Origin of the sequence: Clostridium omnivorum, assembly GCF_026012015.1 — a bacterium.
Classification (GTDB): Bacteria; Bacillota; Clostridia; order Clostridiales; family Clostridiaceae; genus Clostridium_AX; species Clostridium_AX omnivorum.
Genome location: NZ_BRXR01000001.1, coordinates 2,009,846 through 2,023,574, shown reverse-complemented (window position 1 = coordinate 2,023,574; position 13,729 = coordinate 2,009,846). Strand labels below are relative to the sequence as shown.

General features: G+C 32.3%; 18 protein-coding genes. 16 read left to right on the top strand and 2 right to left on the bottom strand.

Annotated elements, in window-relative coordinates; translation table 11 throughout:
- Nucleotides 1-2: 2 nt before the first annotated feature.
- Entirely contained in the window at nucleotides 3-656 is a 654-nt protein-coding gene (locus tag bsdE14_RS09615) for a LysE family translocator (RefSeq protein ID WP_264849718.1), read from the bottom strand.
- Nucleotides 657-840: 184 nt separating this feature from the next.
- On the opposite strand from bsdE14_RS09615, the gene yedF reads away from it, so the two are divergent.
- The 12 genes from yedF (at nucleotide 841) to bsdE14_RS09555 (ending at nucleotide 8,569) form a co-directional block, all read left to right on the top strand.
- Nucleotides 841-1,419, top strand: coding sequence for a sulfurtransferase-like selenium metabolism protein YedF (yedF, locus tag bsdE14_RS09610; RefSeq protein ID WP_264849717.1), 579 nt, complete (start codon nucleotides 841-843; stop codon nucleotides 1,417-1,419).
- Nucleotides 1,420-1,443: 24 nt separating this feature from the next.
- Nucleotides 1,444-1,695, top strand: a complete 252-nt coding sequence (locus bsdE14_RS09605; protein ID WP_264849716.1) for a putative Se/S carrier protein — start codon at nucleotides 1,444-1,446, stop codon at nucleotides 1,693-1,695.
- Between the two features lie 211 nt (nucleotides 1,696-1,906).
- Complete coding sequence (locus tag bsdE14_RS09600) at nucleotides 1,907-2,785, top strand: mechanosensitive ion channel family protein (RefSeq protein WP_264849715.1); 879 nt, start codon at nucleotides 1,907-1,909, stop codon at nucleotides 2,783-2,785.
- Nucleotides 2,786-2,787: 2 nt separating this feature from the next.
- Entirely contained in the window at nucleotides 2,788-2,991 is a 204-nt protein-coding gene (locus tag bsdE14_RS09595) for a DUF951 domain-containing protein (RefSeq protein ID WP_264849714.1), read from the top strand.
- Nucleotides 2,992-3,089: 98 nt separating this feature from the next.
- Nucleotides 3,090-3,377: a 30S ribosomal protein S6 gene (gene rpsF, locus bsdE14_RS09590; protein ID WP_264849713.1), complete on the top strand. Its 288-nt coding sequence runs from the start codon at nucleotides 3,090-3,092 to the stop codon at nucleotides 3,375-3,377.
- A 12-nt stretch (nucleotides 3,378-3,389) separates the two neighbouring features.
- A complete protein-coding gene (locus tag bsdE14_RS09585) occupies nucleotides 3,390-3,824 on the top strand; it encodes a single-stranded DNA-binding protein (RefSeq protein WP_264849712.1) in 435 nt (144 codons plus the stop codon).
- A gap of 20 nt (nucleotides 3,825-3,844) precedes the next feature.
- Nucleotides 3,845-4,111, top strand: coding sequence for a 30S ribosomal protein S18 (gene rpsR / locus bsdE14_RS09580; protein WP_264849711.1), 267 nt, complete (start codon nucleotides 3,845-3,847; stop codon nucleotides 4,109-4,111).
- 305 nt (nucleotides 4,112-4,416) lie between these two features.
- On the top strand, nucleotides 4,417-5,037 hold the full coding sequence (locus tag bsdE14_RS09575) for a YhbD family protein (protein WP_264849710.1): 621 nt from the start codon (nucleotides 4,417-4,419) through the stop codon (nucleotides 5,035-5,037).
- 48 nt (nucleotides 5,038-5,085) lie between these two features.
- Complete coding sequence (locus bsdE14_RS09570) at nucleotides 5,086-5,874, top strand: polymer-forming cytoskeletal protein (protein WP_264849709.1); 789 nt, start codon at nucleotides 5,086-5,088, stop codon at nucleotides 5,872-5,874.
- Nucleotides 5,875-5,898: 24 nt separating this feature from the next.
- Nucleotides 5,899-6,897: an ABC transporter ATP-binding protein gene (locus bsdE14_RS09565; RefSeq protein ID WP_264849708.1), complete on the top strand. Its 999-nt coding sequence runs from the start codon at nucleotides 5,899-5,901 to the stop codon at nucleotides 6,895-6,897.
- Nucleotides 6,898-6,905: 8 nt separating this feature from the next.
- Nucleotides 6,906-7,730: an ABC transporter permease gene (locus bsdE14_RS09560; protein ID WP_264849706.1), complete on the top strand. Its 825-nt coding sequence runs from the start codon at nucleotides 6,906-6,908 to the stop codon at nucleotides 7,728-7,730.
- Nucleotides 7,731-7,741: 11 nt separating this feature from the next.
- On the top strand, nucleotides 7,742-8,569 hold the full coding sequence (locus tag bsdE14_RS09555; RefSeq protein ID WP_264849705.1) for an ABC transporter permease: 828 nt from the start codon (nucleotides 7,742-7,744) through the stop codon (nucleotides 8,567-8,569).
- Between the two features lie 25 nt (nucleotides 8,570-8,594).
- Here the strand turns inward: bsdE14_RS09555 and bsdE14_RS09550 are convergent, their stop codons facing one another.
- Nucleotides 8,595-9,467 (bottom strand): cation diffusion facilitator family transporter, encoded by an 873-nt coding sequence (locus bsdE14_RS09550; protein ID WP_264849704.1) that lies wholly within the window; start codon nucleotides 9,465-9,467, stop codon nucleotides 8,595-8,597.
- 443 nt (nucleotides 9,468-9,910) lie between these two features.
- Here bsdE14_RS09550 and bsdE14_RS09545 point away from each other — a divergent pair, with 443 nt between their 5' ends.
- The 4 genes from bsdE14_RS09545 to rplI are packed head-to-tail and all read left to right on the top strand — an operon-like array spanning nucleotide 9,911 to nucleotide 13,693.
- A complete protein-coding gene (locus tag bsdE14_RS09545) occupies nucleotides 9,911-10,228 on the top strand; it encodes a MazG-like family protein (protein WP_264849703.1) in 318 nt (105 codons plus the stop codon).
- Nucleotides 10,229-10,239: 11 nt separating this feature from the next.
- Complete coding sequence (locus bsdE14_RS09540) at nucleotides 10,240-11,241, top strand: YybS family protein (RefSeq protein WP_264849702.1); 1,002 nt, start codon at nucleotides 10,240-10,242, stop codon at nucleotides 11,239-11,241.
- Between the two features lie 14 nt (nucleotides 11,242-11,255).
- Nucleotides 11,256-13,250, top strand: a complete 1,995-nt coding sequence (locus tag bsdE14_RS09535) for a DHH family phosphoesterase (protein WP_264849701.1) — start codon at nucleotides 11,256-11,258, stop codon at nucleotides 13,248-13,250.
- Nucleotides 13,250-13,693: a 50S ribosomal protein L9 gene (gene rplI / locus bsdE14_RS09530; RefSeq protein ID WP_264849700.1), complete on the top strand. Its 444-nt coding sequence runs from the start codon at nucleotides 13,250-13,252 to the stop codon at nucleotides 13,691-13,693. Before bsdE14_RS09535 ends, rplI begins: the two co-directional genes overlap by 1 nt.
- Nucleotides 13,694-13,729 lie beyond the last annotated feature (36 nt).

Below are 13,729 nucleotides of genomic sequence, written 5' to 3'. Positions count from 1 at the left end.
AGTTAAATAACAAGTCTAAATAATCCAAATATAATAAAACCGATACCTATAATCAAATTTATGTACTCAAATAAAAAAGAAACTTTATTTGAAGAAGGCTTAAGTATTTGTTTTCCTTTAAGTGCAAAATAATTAAGCAGTGCAAACCAAGCAATCATACCTACTAAAATTGAAAAAATAAAGGCATAGTAGGAAAAAAGATCAACATAGTACCAAGCTCTGATAACAGTACCGCTTAAAGTTAGCCAAAGCGATGGAGTCATTGGATTTGTAAAAGTAATTAAAAAACCAGTTAAAAAAGGCATAGAGCCTAAGGAACCATTTTTAAAAAAGTTAAGGGCAGAATTTTTATGACCTTTTTTATTCTTATATGAAACATATCCAATAATTGTGAGTATTATACCAGCTACAATCCAAAATAGTGCTTCAGTTCTTTTATTAGCTGCAAGCAAGTTGGAAAGACCTGCATTAATTAATAATAAATAAGCCAAATCAGCACTTATAGCACCCAGTGATACCACAAAACCCACCCTATAGCCCATTGAAATAGTTCTTTTTACTGATTCAATTCCAGCTGGACCAAGTGGCACAGATATTACCAAACCAGTTGCAAAACCAAATATAATAGCTTTTAAAATATTTATTAATTCTAGCATTCCTATAACCTCATTAAAGAATAATCTGTTATAATATTAATGTGAATCTAGAGCTATAAATTTAATATTATAATATCTAATTTATAAAAATTGGATATTACTATTATAAACTATACTATAATAATTGTATATTAATAGTTAAGCTCTATTCAAGTTAATATTATATTATGGGAGGATAAATAATATGAGTCATTTATTAGATTGCAAGGGATTAAAGTGCCCTCAACCAGTTATAAACACAAAGAAATACTTTGATTCTATAGAAAGTGGAGAGGCCCAAGTTATAGTTGACAATGAAGTAGCTAAAAATAACATTGTTAAGTTTTCTCAAAGCAATGGATTTGAAAATAGTGTAGAGGAAAGAGATGGGTTATATTATATAAACATTACTAAGTCCAGCGGCTGTGAAGTTATGGAGCTAGATAATAACAATCTTGTAATATTAGTTTCATCAGATAAATTAGGTTCAGGTGACGATAAGCTAGGGGCTATGCTTATGAAGAGTTATTTATATGCATTATCCGAAAGTAATAAGCTGCCAACAGATATATTATTTCTAAATTCAGGAGTTAAGCTTACTGTTGAAGGTTCAGATTCTTTACAAAGTATCAATAAGCTAAAGGAAAGAGGCGTTAATATACTTTCTTGTGGAACCTGTCTTGACTTTTATGAAATAAAAGATAAATTAGCAATAGGTGAAATTACAAATATGTATACAATAGTAGAGACGATGAACTCTGCTACTAATACAATAAAATTATAACTGGGAAGTGAATTCAATAAAAATATGGACAATTATTATTTAATAACTTTTGAAAATACACATAGTGCAATGAATGCAGAGACAATTTTAAAACAAAACAGCATTAAAAATATAGTTATGCCTACACCAACATATATTACTAAGAGCTGTGGTATTAGCCTTAAGTTCGATAAGGCTGATTTACCTACGGTAGCAAAGCTAATAAAAGATGAGAGCATAAAAATAAAGGTAGTATATTTAAAGGAAGGTTCAGAGTTTAAGGCTGTAGAACTATAAGAATCTAATTGTTTTATAGAAGTAAATAGTAAAATCAGCTGTTTCTTGAGGCATGTAACATTATAGCTATACTGTAATGCTTCATGCCTATTTTAATGAGGAATACTGGAGAATGAAGGATTGATAATCTCTTATATGTAATACAAAGTCCATGGCAATTGACATGGTTAGGCAGCACATTATGGAGGAATACAGGAGGGTACAATATAGGATGGGAAATTTTTTTACACTAAATGTTGATGCAAGCAAAGGTGGAATAAGTATAGGCAGCTTTAATCTAACTACAGAGCAAATCACCTATGCCATAACAAAGCTTATAAGAATTGCTGGAATAATTATTCTAATGTATTTATTTGTTAAAGTGGGAAGCAGCATAATACATAAGTTTATGAAAGGACAAAGACAAAGTAATTTGAAGTTTACCTTGAATGAGAAGAGAAGCAAAACCTTAGAAGCTCTTTTAAAGAGTATGCTTAGGTATACAGTATACTTCTTTGGAATAGTTGGTATACTAACTCAGATTTTTGGAGCTATAAGTTTAACCTTTGCAGGAATTGGTGGTGTTGCAATAGGTTTTGGTGCACAGAGTCTTGTTAAGGATATTATAAATGGAATTTTTATTTTGTTTGAAGATCAATATGCAGTTGGGGATTATATAAATATTGATGATAAAGCTGGTATTGTAGAAAGTATAGAGCTTAGAGTAACAAAAATTAAGGATTTTAATGGAGACCTTCATATAATACCAAATGGACTTATAACAAAGGTTACAAATCACTCAAGAGGGGATATAAGGGTATTAGTAGAGGTGGAAATCCCTTATGAAGAGGATATAGATAAAGTGAGTGAAATACTTAATGGTGTATGTGAAAAGTTCAAAGATAATAATGAAAATATGGTAGAAGGACCAAAGGTTGCTGGAGTATCTTCTCTAAAAGAAAATAGCATAACATTAAGGGTCGTAGGAAAGGCAAAGCCAATGACTCAATGGGATTGTGAGATGGATCTTAGAAAAGAAATAAGAAAAGCACTTAATAAAGAAAAAATTCGAATACCGTATCAAATGACAAAAATATTAAAGGAGGAATAATAGTGCCTAGAGTATTATATCTTGGAGATATTGTTGAAATGAAAAAAGTGCATCCTTGCGGCAGTAAGGACTGGGAAATTGTAAGACTTGGTGCAGATATAAAGATTAAATGCTGTGGATGCGGAAGAATAGTTATGCTTGAAAGAAGTAAGTTTGAAAAAGATATAAAAAAGATTGTAAAACAAAATATACCTACAGAAGAATAAAAAAACTTGATTTATTATTTAAAATGTAGTAAAATAATTTGATGTAAGTCCCTGCTGTGAAAATCACAGCCATAGTCCAAAGGGAGGAGGTGAATCTAATGAGAAAGTATGAAACTATATTCATATTACACCCATCATTAGACGAAGAAGCTGTTAAGGCTAACGTTGAAAAGTTTAAAGGTGTAATTGAAAATGGTGGTGGAGTAGTTGAGAACGTTGATAACTGGGGCAGAAGAAAACTTGCCTACGAGATATCAAAGGTTAATGAAGGATACTACACACTAATCAACTTTAATGCTGAATCTGAATTACCTAAAGAACTAGACAGAATGTTCAGAATCTCTGATAGTGTTATAAGACACATTATAGTTAAAGAAGAAAAATAGGTGGTGTTTTAAGTGAATAAAGTAGTTTTAATTGGTAGATTAACTAAGGATCCTGAACTGAAGTTTACTCCAGGAACCGGAACTGCTGTTGCCACCTTTACTTTGGCTGTTGATAGAAAGTTTTCTAAAGAAGGCCAAAGGGAAGCTGATTTTATTCCAGTTGTAGTTTGGGGTAAGCCAGCTGAAAATACTGCTAACTATGTTGGCAAGGGAAAGCTTGTTGCAGTTAGTGGTAGAATTCAAACTAGGTCTTATGATGCAAAAGACGGGAGCAAAAGGTACGTTACTGAAGTAGTTGCTGAAGAAGTTCAATTCCTTGAATGGGGAAATATGAATGGAGGAAATAGACCTGCTGCAGGAAACAATGCCAATTTTCCATCATCTATGGATGATAACATCTTTGGAGACGATATGACTCCAGTTGATGATGGAGATATACCATTCTAATAGGTAAGGAGGGAATAAGCATGGATAGAAGAGAAGATAGAAAAGATGGAGCTAGAAGAGGCGGCGGAAAAATGAGAAGAACTAAGAAAAAAGTTTGTGCATTTTGCGCTGATAAATCTGCTGTTATAGATTATAAAGATGTAAGTAAACTAAGAAAGTATGTTACTGAAAGAGGAAAGATACTTCCAAGAAGAATTTCTGGTAACTGCGCTAAACACCAAAGAGAGCTTACAGATGCAATAAAGAGAGCAAGAAACATAGCTCTATTACCATTCACTACAGAATAGTAATAAACAAAGGTTCTGATTTTCAGGACCTTTTTTATTTTTTAATTAATACTCACCTTGCGGTGGGTATTTTTTTGTGGATAAATATAAATAAAATGATTGTGGATAAGTAATTTAAAGTGTAAGTTAAGAACATATACTTGTTTTTATGCACAATATCTGAATAGTTATGCACATAGTTGTGGATAAAAGTTTTTACAAACATATTTACAGCGTAACAGTGTTATGTTACACTTATACTGTGAGATACAAAAGATGCAATAATTTATAATTGCCTATTATAGAAAACTGAAGGAGGGTAAGGTATGGATGAAGAGCTAATATCAAAAAAAGATTTACTAGATTATGCGAATATATCTTATGGACAGTTATATAGATGGAAGAGGAAAAGCCTTATACCTGATGATTGGTTTATAAGAAAATCTACATTTACAGGTCAGGAAACTTTTTTTCCTAAAAATAAAATTCTAGAGAGAATAGATAAAATTAAAAATATGAAGGATGACCTGTCCTTAGATGATATTGCAGATATGTTCTCTCCGCAACTAGCTGATGTGCTTCTAAGCAAAGATGAGTTAAAATTGAGGAACATTGTTTCGCAAATGGCTCTAGAAATTTATGAAGGTATTCATGGTGAAACAAAGGTATTTTCTTTTGAAAAGATTTTATACATAAGTCTTTTGGAAAGTTGTTTGAGTTCAGGAGAAGTAAGTCTAGAGGAAGGTAAAAATATTTTAAATACAATAGAAAAGAACTATAAAAAATTCGAAGCTAGAGATTGTGAAATAATTCTATTTAGGAAGTTTGGTATTTCTATATGTATTATTACTTTATATCCTTATGAGTTAGTCATAGAAGATGCAGCAAAGCTAGTCATTAACATTAATGTAGGAAAAGCAATCGAAGAATTAAAGCTAAAGATATAAGTCAAATTAAAAAAATATTTAAGAGGTATAAAATAGGAGGGTTATATTATGGAAAATATTCAAAGACAAAATTTAAAGATATCTGGTTCAGGTTCAGCTGGCGGAGGATTATATGATGAGGTAAAGATAAGTGGATCTGGAAAAATAAATGGAGATGTGGACTGCAATGAATTTCATATAAGCGGATCAGGTAGATTAGAAGGAAACTTAAAGTGTGAAGATTTTAAAACAAGTGGATCATCAAAGGTTGTTGGAGATATAGTTGGCGGTGAAGTTAAAGTAAGTGGATCATCAAATATTGATGGAAATGTAAATGTAAAGATCTTTGGGGTATCTGGTTCGGCTCATGTTGAGAAGGACTTAAAAGCTAGAGAGTTAAGAGTATCAGGCTCTTCTAATATAAATGGAAATGTAAATGCGGATAGCGTAGAAATATCAGGAAGTATATCTGTTAAAGGTGACTGTGAGTCAGAGTCCTTTAGTGCAAGGGGTGGTTTTAATATTGGTGGACTTCTTAATGCTGGAAATATCGATATAAGAGTTGGAGGAAAATGTACTGCTAAAGAGATAGGCGGAGAAACTATAAAGGTAAGAGAATCAAATGATGGGTTATTTGCTCTAAATAAGGTTTTTAAAGCATTATTCTTGGGGCATTGCGGATGTTTAAATACTGATGTTATTGAAGGCGATGACATATATATAGAATATACTAATGCTAAGATAGTAAGGGGTAATAGGGTAGTTGTAGGAAAGGGCTGTGTAATAGAGACAGTTGAATACAAAGAGAACTTGAATATTGAAGGTGACGGAAAGGTAAATAACCAAGTTAGATTGTAATTAACACTTTTGGGGGTATGGGAATTGGAAAAGGCAGTAGAGGTTAAAGATATTAGAAAGTCTTTCATTACTAGAAAGAAAAAACTTTTAAGGACTATAGAAAAGAAAGAATTCAAAGCTGTTGATGGTATAAGTTTTGATATATTTAAGGGTGAAATATTTGGGCTTCTAGGTCCTAATGGGGCAGGAAAAACTACTACAATTAAGATGATTACGGGACTTTTGAGACCAACCAGCGGAAAAATAACAGTAATGGGCAAAGATGTAGATAAAAAACCAATGGAAGCTCTCTCAAATATAGGAACAGTACTGGCAGGGGATAGAAGCGTGTACTGGAAACTTACTGCAAGAGAAAACTTAGAGTACTTTGCATCTCTATACGGCTGCAGTAAAAAAGAAGGAAAGAAACGGGCTGAGGATATAATTAATAGGCTTGAGTTATCCGATAAAGCAGATGTATTAGTAGAAAAGTTTTCTACTGGAATGAAGCAAAAGGTGGCATTAGGTAAAGCGCTAATACCTAATGCTCCTGTAGTTTTGCTGGATGAGCCAACCTTAGGCTTAGACCCACAGTCAGCTCTCAACTTAAGGGAAATAATTCTAGACATAAAGAGAGAAGGGCGAACTGTGCTTTTAACTACTCACTATATGGAAGAAGCGGACTTCTTATGTGATAGGATTGCAATAGTAGATGGGGGAAAGGTCATAGCTCTAGATACTCCAGAAAACTTAAAGAAGAGTTTAAATGAAGTAAAATGCATAAAAATAGAGGTAAATAAGGCTGAAGATAAACTAATAAATGAATTAAAGGATATACCAAAAATAGAAAAGGTAAAAAGCGATTATGATTCTGAAAAGAGAAATTATACACTTACAATACATCACACCAATGGAGACACCATAATTCAAAAGATAATTGACATCATATCTAAAAATAAGTCCCAAATTTTAAATATTAATGTGCTGGAACCTTCACTTGAGGATGTTTTTATTCATCTAACAGGAAAGAGCTTAAGAGAGTAGGTGAAAGCATGAGAAGAGTAAGAGCAATATATGCTGTTGCAAAGAAAGAATTTGTCCAATTAGTAAGATACCCAACCTGGATTATACAGCTAATTATATGGCCGCTAATCTTTCCGCTAATGTATATTTTAAGTGCTTTAAGCATGGTGGGTCCTGATGGATCGGGACTTAAAGGGTTTGAGAACATTACAAGCAGTAATAGCTTTGTGGGTTTTATAGTTGTGGGAACTATGGCGTGGATGTGGGTGAATACTACAATGTGGAGTTTTAGTACTAGTCTTAGAGATGAACAGATGAGGGGAACACTAGAGTCTAATTGGCTGTGTCCAATAAATAAATTTGATTTGCTTATCGGCAGCGGTATGATATGCATTTTTCAATCAATTATTATAACGGTAATATCTGTAATAGAATACAGGTTTATTTATGGAGTACATTTTACTGGTAATGCTGCATTATGGCTGCTTATGTTCATTATAATGCTGCCAGGGGTTTATGGATTTGGTTCAGTGTTTGCAAGCTTAATATTATGGGCTAAGGAAGCAAATGCTGCTGTTAATTTGGCTAGAGGATTAATGATGATACTCTGCGGCATAACATTTCCTGTAAGTATAATGCCTCACTGGATGAATGTTTTAGCAAAAGGACTTCCATTTACTTTTGGAATTGAAGCAACAAGACAAATTATGGTCAATGGTGAAAGCCTATATGAAGCATCAAACAACATATTGATGTGCATTATTGAAGGGGTTATTTATTTGATACTAGGCAGGCTAGCGTTTATTCTTATAGAAAACAAAGTAAAAGAATCTGGGTCGCTAGAAAGGTTTTAGGGGGAGTGGCTATGAATATAAAAAATATTTTAAGGGTTTTTAGGGCAAGATTTAAAATAAGCATGAAAATATATTTTAGATATCCTGTGAATTTTATAATGACACTGTTTGATCCTTTGATATGGCTTACTCCTTTTTACTTTATGAGTAAAAGCTTCTCCAACGGAGGGAGACTAATTGGCTTTGAAAAATATTCTGGCAACTCAGACTACATGAGCTTTTTAGTTATAGGATATATGATATCTTCTTATATTTCTACAGTGTTCTGGGTAATGGGGTTTTCTATGAAGGAAGAGATGAGACAGGGGGTATTGGAGTCAAATTGGAGTGCTCCAGTAAATAGGATAGTACTTATGATAAGTAAAAGCTTATTTCAATTTTGTGCCACTACCTTCGAAATAATTCTAACCGGAGTTGTATGTTACTTTGCCTTTGGCTTTAGGATAACTAATGGAATGCTTATGGCTATAGCCTTTCTTATACCAGGAATAATAGGAATGCTGGGACTTGGAATGGCTATAGGAGCTTTAGTACTTTTGGCTAAAGAAGCTAATGGAATAATAGATATAGCAAATTCTCTAATATCAGCTTTTTCGGGGGGGTATTTTCCGGTAAAAGTAATGCCAAGAGGGTTCTTCTTTATATCAATGGCAATTCCGCTTACCTATATTTATGATAGCAGCAGAGCTATATTAATAAATCAAACTTCCTTGTTACCACTAAAAAATGAGTTTTTAATTATAATAATTGCAATGTTTGGCTTTTGTATTATTGGAAATTGGATATTTATGAGGGTAGAAAGGAAATGTAGAGAACTTGGAATATTAGGAACACATTAAAAAAACGGCACTTAGTGCCGTTTTTTTATACTTCTGAATAGTTTAAATTGTTATAGGGCTCAATATGTATGAGCACATAGCATTCAGGGAAAAGAGCTTTGATATCTTGTTCAACAGCATTGCAGAGACTGTGTGCCTCGGTTAGTGAGGTGGAGTCGTCTAACTTAAGATGAATATCAACTTCTCTTCTTTGTCCGCTTTTTCTAGTTCTTAATTTGTGATAGGTTTTTACTTGAGGATAAGTGCTTATTATATCTACTATTCTATTAACTTCTTCCTCGGGAAGTTTGCTATCTACTAAGTCAACAATGGACTTTTTAGTCATGTCTATTGAAGTCTTTATTATTAGAATAGCTACAAGTAAAGCAGCTATTGGATCTATTATTTTTAATCCTGTAAATCTAACTAAAACTAAACCTACAAGTACTCCCATGGAAGTAAAAACATCTGTTAAAAGGTGCATTCCGTCTGCCTCAAGAGCTATTGAATCGGTCTTCTTTGCTATTTTTAAAAGAAGCATTGATATAATAAAATTTGCTAAGGTGGCAACAAGCATTACTAAAATACCTGCACCTGTATTTTCAATAGTAGCTCCATGTAATATCTTTTTTACAGCTTCGAAAATAATTAATATAGCTGCTAAAAAGATTAAAATCGCTTCAACAAAACCTGATACGTTTTCATATTTTCCGTGGCCAAAGGGATGTTCATCATCAGGAACCTTCGAAGCTTCTCTGATTGAGAAAAAGGCTATAATGCTTGCTAATAAATCTATACCAGAATGGAGGGCCTCAGAAATAACACTGATAGAACCCATGAATATACCGGCTATTAATTTAAATATAATGAGTATAGAATTTGAAAAAATAGACAATAAAGCCGCTTGATGTTTACCCATATTAAGATCTCCTTCATTTTTTTATCAACTAATAATATAACACACTTTTATATAAAAAGAAAAGCACTATTTTTCAACAATTTTAGCGATTTATATATGAACATTAATTATCAATTGATAAATGAATATAGGTAAATATGCAATTCAATATCAATAGATAGAGATTTTTATTACCAAGGAAGGCTCTTATAATAGATAAATACAAGTGTATAGGGCTTTGCATAATATTTTTTATGTGCATTTTATTTAAGATGTATATTATTATTAGCCATTTAGCTGTATAATCTAAAAATAAAGAAAAAGAAAATTGTAGTATTATTGTAAAAAGTGAGAGACATATTTTATACAATTTCAAGTTTTTGGTATTTAAAGCAATACATAGTTGCATTAATATTCAAAAATAACTAAAATAGATTTATAGGGCTTTAGAGGGGGATATTCAAATGAAGAGAGAAGAATTTAACATAATGTCTAATGTAAAGGTTATAGAGCAGTTAAAGGCGCAGCTCCTTGTTACAATAGGTGAGTTCTTTCAATTATTAACAAGAGGTAGTAATGTTGCACAGGAAGCAATTTTAGATTGCATTTCCGGGGCAATAATAATATTATATATACTTGCAGAAAAATTAGGCTATTCCTTTCTTGAAGTTGATGAAAATACGAAAAAAAGTTTAAAAGTGGGCATAATTGCAGAAGATGAGATTGAGAAAAATGGGAGGCATCTAAGCAGATTATATAATCACCTTAAAGAGAGAAATTAACGGAGGAAAAAATGCAGAATAGAGTTTACAACACAAAAGCAATTGTAGAGGCAGGTTTAATTTCTGGTATCATCGTAATATTAATGCTTATTACAGGGTATGTTCCAGTTATCTCTGTGGTTGGAACATTAATGCTTCCGGTACCTGTTACTTTACTTTATATCCGTCATGGATATAAAGTTGCTATAACAGCCATAGTAGTAAGTACAGTATTAACAGCTATGATGTTTAATCCAGTTACGGCGCTTTTATCAGCCCTGTCATTTGGATTAATCGGAATTACTCTTGGATATTGTATTAAAAAAGAAACTAAAGCTTCAACTACTATACTATTGTTAAGTTTGGTTTCTTTAGTAGTTTCTGTATTAACTATAGTATTAACTATAGCACTTATACAAAAAACTACTTTTACTTCATTTATTACTAAAAGCATAAATGATATGAATACTGCTATGAAAATGTCCAGTGATATGCTTAAAGATATGTATAAGAATATTGGAATGACACAGGACCAGCTAAAGCAGCTTGATATGTTAACTTCAATGTTTTCTGTTGAAAATATAATGAGGCTTCTAGGGGCAGGATTTATAATTCAAGCATTTATGTCTGCTTATGTTAACTATGTGTTTTCAAAGGCTATATTAAAAAGATTCAAATATGAAATGAAGCCTATGACATCATTTTCAAGGTTATATTTAGACAGCAGAGTTGGTGTTATAATATTGCTGCCGGTTTTAATAGGAATCATTCTTATGAAAAAGAGTATTCCTGCAGGTGAGTATATATTTTATTCAGCAACATATATTATGCAACTTGTATTTCTCATAATAGGGATGTCTGTTGTAGTATATTTCTTAAAAAATAAATTTAATCTTCAAAGACCTATTATTATTTTAATAATAGTTTTTACAGCCCTTAATCCTGTTTTTTCACAAATATTCTTTTATGTAGGATTAATTGACATGCTTATGGATTTTAGAAAAATAAACCCAAATAGGATTTTCGGAATTTAATTGGGGGAAATGTGATGGATAATAAATATAATGATTTTACCACTAGTAATAGAGTATATATGCTGATTATTGCATTAGGCATTTTAGTGATGTTTTTCTATGGCCACTTTATTGTTGGCTTTGCAGCACTGGCATTATATACAGTACTCGTTGTGTATAATATTAAACACTCTAAAGTAAAAAAAGATGAATGGAATAGGTTCATTGAGGATTTTTCCTCAAAGCTTGATATTGCTACAAGAAGCACTCTGGTTAATCTTCCATTTCCTTTGGTTATAGTAGGTACTAAAGGCGATGTAGCTTGGTATAATCAAAACTTCTCTAATATGCTTGAGGGTGAGGAAATTCTTGGCAGAAGTATAAATGATACTATTAAAGATATAAATGTAAGATATATTTTGGATGAAAAGAAGAGTGTTTTTAGACATGTTAATTTTAAAAATAAATACTATGATATTCATTCAAGTGTAGTTGATACTGACGACAATAAGGGCGATACTGAAAAGATAATTCTATTATATTTTTATGATACTACTGAACAAGTAAAACTGGAAAAGAGTATAGAGGATTCAAGAGAAGTTATAATGCTTTTAGAGGTAGACAATTTAGATGAAGTAGTTAAGACTACTGAGGAAGATAAAAGACCTCAGCTTATAGCTGATATAGAAAGAACAATAAATAATTATGCGCAGAGTATAAATGGAATGCTGAAAAAGTACTCAAGCAGTAAATATGTACTTGTTGCTCATGAAATAACTATCAATAAAGAAATGGATAAGAAGTTCGATATATTAGATACAATAAGAGAAATCAATGATGGGAATACACTTGCAGTAACCATAAGTATGGGAGTAGGCCGTGGAGGAAAAACTCCACAGGAGAATTTTGCACTTGCCACTTCTGCTAAGGAATTAGCACTTGGTCGAGGTGGTGATCAAGTTGTTGTAAAAAATGTTGAGAAGCTCTCTTTCTATGGTGGAAAGACTAAAGAAGTGGAAAAGAGAACTAAGGTAAGAGCAAGGGTTATATCCCATGCACTTATGGATTTAATTAAGGGCAGCAGTAAAGTGTTTATAATGGGACATAAGATGCCTGATACTGATTGCTTTGGGGCTTCTATTGGAATTTATAGTGCTGTAAGACTTCTCAATAAGGAATGCTATATTATTTTAGAAGGTAAAAACAATAGTAATATAGAATATCAACTTAATAAGCTTAAAGAGGATCCAGATTACGATAATGTGTTTGTAGATGGAGATTACTGCAGAGATATAATGGATGAGAATAGTTTATTAATTGTGGTAGATGTCCATAATAAAAGCTATGTACAAAATATCGATGTGGTTAAGGAATGCAAAAAGATAGTAATAATAGACCATCATAGGCGTTCGCCAGATTTTATTGAGGGGGCAGTGCTAAGTTATATAGAGACTTATGCTTCTTCAACCTCAGAGCTGGTTACTGAAATGCTGCAATATATGATAGAGAATCCTAAAATAAAACCTATAGAGGCAGAGGCACTACTTGCTGGCATTTGTGTAGATACCAAGAACTTTTATTTTAAAACAGGTGTAAGAACTTTCGAGGCAGCAGGATTTTTAAGAAGGTTAGGTGCAGACACTATAGAAATTAAGAGGTTATTCTCTGAAGACTTAAATACTTACCTAAAGAGAGCAGAAATTATAAAAGCTGCCAAGGTAAAAAATAACATAGCCATAGCAATATGTCCTCCAGAAATTGAAGATACTGTATTAGCTGCACAAGCAGCGGATGAGCTGCTAAATATTACAGGTATCCAAGCGTCCTTTGTTATTGTTAAAATAGATAATGAGGTATTTATCAGCGGAAGGTCACTTGGAGACATAAATGTGCAGCTTATGATGGAAGCTTTAGGCGGAGGCGGGCACATGACTATGGCTGGAGCAAAGCTTGAAAATGTATCTACTGAAGATGCATTAGATAAATTGCAATTAGCTATAGATAAAAACTTAGGGGAAGGTGACAAATAATGAAAGTAATTTTATTAGCAGATGTAAAAGGTTTAGGTAAAAAAGGTGATATAGTAAATGCCTCAGACGGGCATGCAAGAAATTTCTTGTTTCCAAGAAAATTAGCAGAGGAAGCTACAACTGCAAATATGAATGTTTTAAATCAAAAGAAGGAAGCAGATAGAAGAAAGAAGCTTGCAGAACTGGAAGCTGCTCAAAAGCTTGCTGATGAGCTTAAAGGAAAAGAAGTTAAAATTATAGGTAAATCCGGAGATAACGGAAGACTATTTGGTTCCATAACAAGCAAAGATATAGCAGATGAGCTAAATAAACAATATAAAGTAAGTATAGATAAGAAAAAAATTGTAACTGATACAATCAGACAATTAGGAACATATGAAGTGGAAGTTAAGATTTATCCTGAAGTTTCTACTAAAATAAAAGTTGTTATTTTAGAACAGTAATAGGTCAACAGACTTAAGTTTAGAGCAAGGATAAAT

Excerpts from the sequence above, each read along its gene's own strand:
- bsdE14_RS09615 (WP_264849718.1), bottom strand. The coding sequence starts at position 656 with ATGCTAGAATTAATAAATATTTTAAAAGCTATTATATTTGGTTTTGCA.
- bsdE14_RS09560 (WP_264849706.1), top strand. The coding sequence starts at position 6,906 with ATGAGAAGAGTAAGAGCAATATATGCTGTTGCAAAGAAAGAATTTGTC.
- bsdE14_RS09540 (WP_264849702.1), top strand. The coding sequence starts at position 10,240 with ATGCAGAATAGAGTTTACAACACAAAAGCAATTGTAGAGGCAGGTTTA.
- rpsF (WP_264849713.1), top strand. The coding sequence starts at position 3,090 with ATGAGAAAGTATGAAACTATATTCATATTACACCCATCATTAGACGAA.
- bsdE14_RS09545 (WP_264849703.1), top strand. The coding sequence starts at position 9,911 with ATGAAGAGAGAAGAATTTAACATAATGTCTAATGTAAAGGTTATAGAG.
- bsdE14_RS09535 (WP_264849701.1), top strand. The coding sequence starts at position 11,256 with ATGGATAATAAATATAATGATTTTACCACTAGTAATAGAGTATATATG.
- bsdE14_RS09550 (WP_264849704.1), bottom strand. The coding sequence starts at position 9,467 with ATGGGTAAACATCAAGCGGCTTTATTGTCTATTTTTTCAAATTCTATA.
- rplI (WP_264849700.1), top strand. The coding sequence starts at position 13,250 with ATGAAAGTAATTTTATTAGCAGATGTAAAAGGTTTAGGTAAAAAAGGT.
- bsdE14_RS09575 (WP_264849710.1), top strand. The coding sequence starts at position 4,417 with ATGGATGAAGAGCTAATATCAAAAAAAGATTTACTAGATTATGCGAAT.
- yedF (WP_264849717.1), top strand. The coding sequence starts at position 841 with ATGAGTCATTTATTAGATTGCAAGGGATTAAAGTGCCCTCAACCAGTT.
- bsdE14_RS09600 (WP_264849715.1), top strand. The coding sequence starts at position 1,907 with ATGGGAAATTTTTTTACACTAAATGTTGATGCAAGCAAAGGTGGAATA.
- bsdE14_RS09570 (WP_264849709.1), top strand. The coding sequence starts at position 5,086 with ATGGAAAATATTCAAAGACAAAATTTAAAGATATCTGGTTCAGGTTCA.
- rpsR (WP_264849711.1), top strand. The coding sequence starts at position 3,845 with ATGGATAGAAGAGAAGATAGAAAAGATGGAGCTAGAAGAGGCGGCGGA.
- bsdE14_RS09555 (WP_264849705.1), top strand. The coding sequence starts at position 7,742 with ATGAATATAAAAAATATTTTAAGGGTTTTTAGGGCAAGATTTAAAATA.
- bsdE14_RS09605 (WP_264849716.1), top strand. The coding sequence starts at position 1,444 with ATGGACAATTATTATTTAATAACTTTTGAAAATACACATAGTGCAATG.